Genomic DNA, 3,088 nt, shown 5'->3' with positions numbered 1-3,088 from the left:
GTGTCCTGTCCTGAGTTGCTGGGGCCTGGTAACCACAGCTTCCCAGGTCGGGCCTGGATGAACAACCTATTGAGACATCACACCTAGAGCCGGCTGAATGGTTCCCGGTCCAGCAGACAGTCGATGAACGCACCGAGGAGGGCGGGTCGATGTCGCCTGCTCGGATAGTAGAGAAAAAGCCCCGGGCGCGAAATCGACCAGTCCGCAAGGACTTGGACCAGCCGTCCCTGGGCCAGAAACTCGCCCACGCCGTCTCGCTCGAAGTGGTAGGCGATGCCGAGTCCGTTCAATGCGGCAGCAATGCCGATGTCGGCATGGTTGGTGACGACGGGGCCGTCCACCGCCACTTCGATGCGTTGCGCTCGCTTCCTGAACTCCCAGCGATAGTGCCTCCCGTCCTCCTGGAGCCGCCAGTTGATGCATGCATGGCCATGCAGATCGGCAGGTGACTTCGGGGTGCCCCGGCGTGCGATGTAGTCGGGAGATGCCACGGCCACCATGGGCATGTCCGGCGTGAGGCGGACGGCAACCATGTCTTTCTCGAGCTGTCCGCCCACGCGGACGCCTGCGTCGAATCGGCCTGCGACGATGTCCGCCAGCGCGTCGTCCACCACGATGTCGAGAATCGCGTCGGGGTGCGCTTGATGGAAACGTGCAAGCCGGGGCGCGATGACGGTTCTTGCGGCGATCCCGAGCGTGTTGATGCGCAGGGTGCCGCCCACCTTGCCTGTCGCCTCACGGGTTTCAGCGACTGCGGCAGCCATCTCCCGCAACAGCGGCGCTATGCGCCTGTACAGCTGTTCGCCGCTTGTCGATGGCGCGACGCTGCGTGTCGTGCGGTTCAGAAGGCGGGCGCCGATGCGGCCTTCGAGCTGCCGGATGGTCTGGCTGAGTGCCGAAGGCGATAGTCCCAGATGCTCTGCTGCTCGCGCGAAGCTCTGGCGTTCCACGACGGCCACGAAAGCCTTCAGCTCGGCATAGTCGGACCCGCGCATTGTGTATTCCTTTCTTCACAGCCTGTGCTGATTTTGTGGCATTCACTAAATTGTCTGCTGCGCGCATCCTGGAGTCTTCACTGATCCCACGGAGCCACCACTGTGAACACCTTGACTCTTCCGGAGCCCATTGCCGCGTACTTCGCGGCGGAGCACAACCCTGAAGCCCTGGCGCATTGCTTCACGACGCAAGCCGTCATGAAGGATGATGGCCGCACCTGCGCGGGTATCGACGCGATCAAGTCCTTCATGGCCGAGGCATCGGCCAAGTACCGTGCGACGAGCGTGCCGTTCGCCCTCGAGCGAGAGGACGGCTTCCAGCTCGTGCGCGCCAACGTCACCGGCGATTTTCCTGGCAGCCCGATCGCTCTGTCCTACCGCTTTCGGCTTGAACGCGGGCTGATCGCCTCGCTGGAGATCACGGCATGAGCTTCGACCTTCACCTGAAAGGCCTGCGGGCGGTGGTCACCGGCGGCACGCTGGGCCTTGGCGCCGCCGTTGTGAAAACCCTTGCGGAGGCCGGCGCGCGGGTCGCGACATCCGCGCGAACCGTGCCCGCCCAGCCGGTGGAGGGGGTGACTTACGTCGCCGCCGACCTGTCCACGGCGGAGGGCACGGGCCACCTGGCCCGGACCATCCTGCAGAATTGGGGCGGCATCGACATCCTGGTCAATGTGCTCGGCGGCTCGAAGACTCCCGGCGGCGGTTTCGCCGCGATCAGCGATGAGCACTGGTTCGCCGAGATGAACCTGAACCTGATGCCTGCCGTACGGCTGGATCGTGCGTTGCTTCCAGCGATGCTGGCCCAAGGTTCGGGTGTCGTCATCCACGTCAGCTCCATCCAGCGCGTGCTGCCCCTGCCGGAGTCCACGACCGCCTACGCCGCGGCCAAGGGGGCTCTCACGACCTACAGCAAGTCGCTGGCAAGAGAAGTGACGCCCAAGGGCGTTCGCGTGCTGAGCGTTGCGCCGGGCTGGATCGAGACCGAGGCTTCCGTCGCGTTTGCGGAGCGGATGGCTGCAGACGCCGGAACGGACTACGAGGGCGGCAAGAAAATCGTGATGGACTGGCTCGGAGGAATTCCCGTGGGCCGGCCCGCCACACCGCATGAGGTGGCCGATCTGATCGCCTTCCTGGCCTCTCCGCGGGCCGCTTCGATCGCAGGGGCCGAATACCGGATCGACGGCGGCACGGTGCCCACGCTGTAGCCCACAGGCTGGGCGTCCGGTGGCCTGGAAGTGTTTGCCGGGTTGGGTTCGATCGCACCCAAGGGAAGCTAACGTTCCAGCTCCGCCAGACGCATCGCCAGTTGTCTCTGCAGGGGCGGAACCTGGCCCATCAGGCCGAGCAGCGAACCGCGGGCCATGCGCCCCAGCGGCGAGGACACCGTGGCGATGCTGTCATGGCATCGGTCATGCGGACCACGCCGCGCGCGATCCTGCGGCGTTGCAGGGCCCAGGCGTCGAGCCCGCGGGTATCGTCGTCGCGCAGGGCCTGATGCGGATGCCAGGGCCCGGGTGCAGGACATTTTCGAGCGGCAGTTGCGCGCGGCCGTACGCAGGCTGGCGGCGTCCGCTGCCGAGGCGGACATGCGCGCTGCGCTCATCGCCTCCCAGATGCTCGGGTTCGCGCTCGTGCGTTATGTGCTGGAGTTTTCTGCCAGGGGGATGAGCCGGCAGAAGGCTGCGAGGGCAATGGGTGCGACCCTGCAGCGGTACCTGGTCGAGCCGATTTGAGTTTGCTGCTCGGCGACTCGGCAGCCAGGCGCGAGTGTCGGGCACCGCGTGATCTGCCTACATTTGTAAACAAATTTACCCATCTGTCGGATATTCAACCCATTGTCCGCGGGCCTATGATTTCGGCCGTTTTTGACTCGTCCGTGCAGCCACTCATGGCTCGCGGCCATGCACCATGACACGCCGCGTCACCATACAGACGCCCCTGGGAGAGCAGCTGCAGTTCCGGCAGTTGCAGGGGCGAGAAGAACTGAGCCAGGTTTTCAGCCTCGACATCGACCTGCTGAGCGAGGACAAAAGCATCGACCCGAAGGCGCTGCTGGGCAAGAGCGCGACGGTGGTGGTGGAGACCGAAGG

Annotated in this window: 5 protein-coding genes; 4 read left to right on the top strand and 1 reads right to left on the bottom strand. The window is 65.1% G+C overall.

Features of this window, described 5'->3' with window-relative positions; translation table 11 throughout:
• Positions 1 to 83: 83 nt before the first annotated feature.
• Complete coding sequence (locus BLR99_RS22100; RefSeq protein WP_011796412.1) at positions 84 to 995, bottom strand: LysR family transcriptional regulator; 912 nt, start codon at positions 993 to 995, stop codon at positions 84 to 86.
• Positions 996 to 1,097: 102 nt separating this feature from the next.
• Between BLR99_RS22100 and BLR99_RS22095 the strand changes: the two genes are divergently transcribed.
• From BLR99_RS22095 to BLR99_RS22075, 4 genes are all read left to right on the top strand, one after another.
• A complete protein-coding gene (locus BLR99_RS22095; protein WP_011796411.1) occupies positions 1,098 to 1,424 on the top strand; it encodes a nuclear transport factor 2 family protein in 327 nt (108 codons plus the stop codon).
• A complete protein-coding gene (locus BLR99_RS22090) occupies positions 1,421 to 2,203 on the top strand; it encodes an SDR family oxidoreductase (protein WP_011796410.1) in 783 nt (260 codons plus the stop codon). Before BLR99_RS22095 ends, BLR99_RS22090 begins: the two co-directional genes overlap by 4 nt.
• 309 nt (positions 2,204 to 2,512) lie before the next feature.
• Complete coding sequence (locus BLR99_RS22080) at positions 2,513 to 2,731, top strand: TetR/AcrR family transcriptional regulator (RefSeq protein WP_017439168.1); 219 nt, start codon at positions 2,513 to 2,515, stop codon at positions 2,729 to 2,731.
• Between the two features lie 175 nt (positions 2,732 to 2,906).
• Positions 2,907 to 3,088, top strand: a 182-nt coding sequence (locus BLR99_RS22075) for a contractile injection system protein, VgrG/Pvc8 family (protein WP_139160211.1), incomplete at its 3' end; no start/stop codon positions are given.

The organism is Paracidovorax citrulli, from assembly GCF_900100305.1.
Classification (GTDB): domain Bacteria; phylum Pseudomonadota; class Gammaproteobacteria; order Burkholderiales; family Burkholderiaceae_C; genus Paracidovorax; species Paracidovorax citrulli.
Note: the sequence above shows the minus strand (reverse complement) of the source record. Positions and strands in the feature narration are given on the sequence as shown.

What these genes read in the sequence shown, in the direction of transcription:
- BLR99_RS22100 (WP_011796412.1), bottom strand. Translation starts at nt 995, where the DNA reads ATGCGCGGGTCCGACTATGCCGAGCTGAAGGCTTTCGTGGCCGTCGTG.
- BLR99_RS22090 (WP_011796410.1), top strand. Translation starts at nt 1,421, where the DNA reads ATGAGCTTCGACCTTCACCTGAAAGGCCTGCGGGCGGTGGTCACCGGC.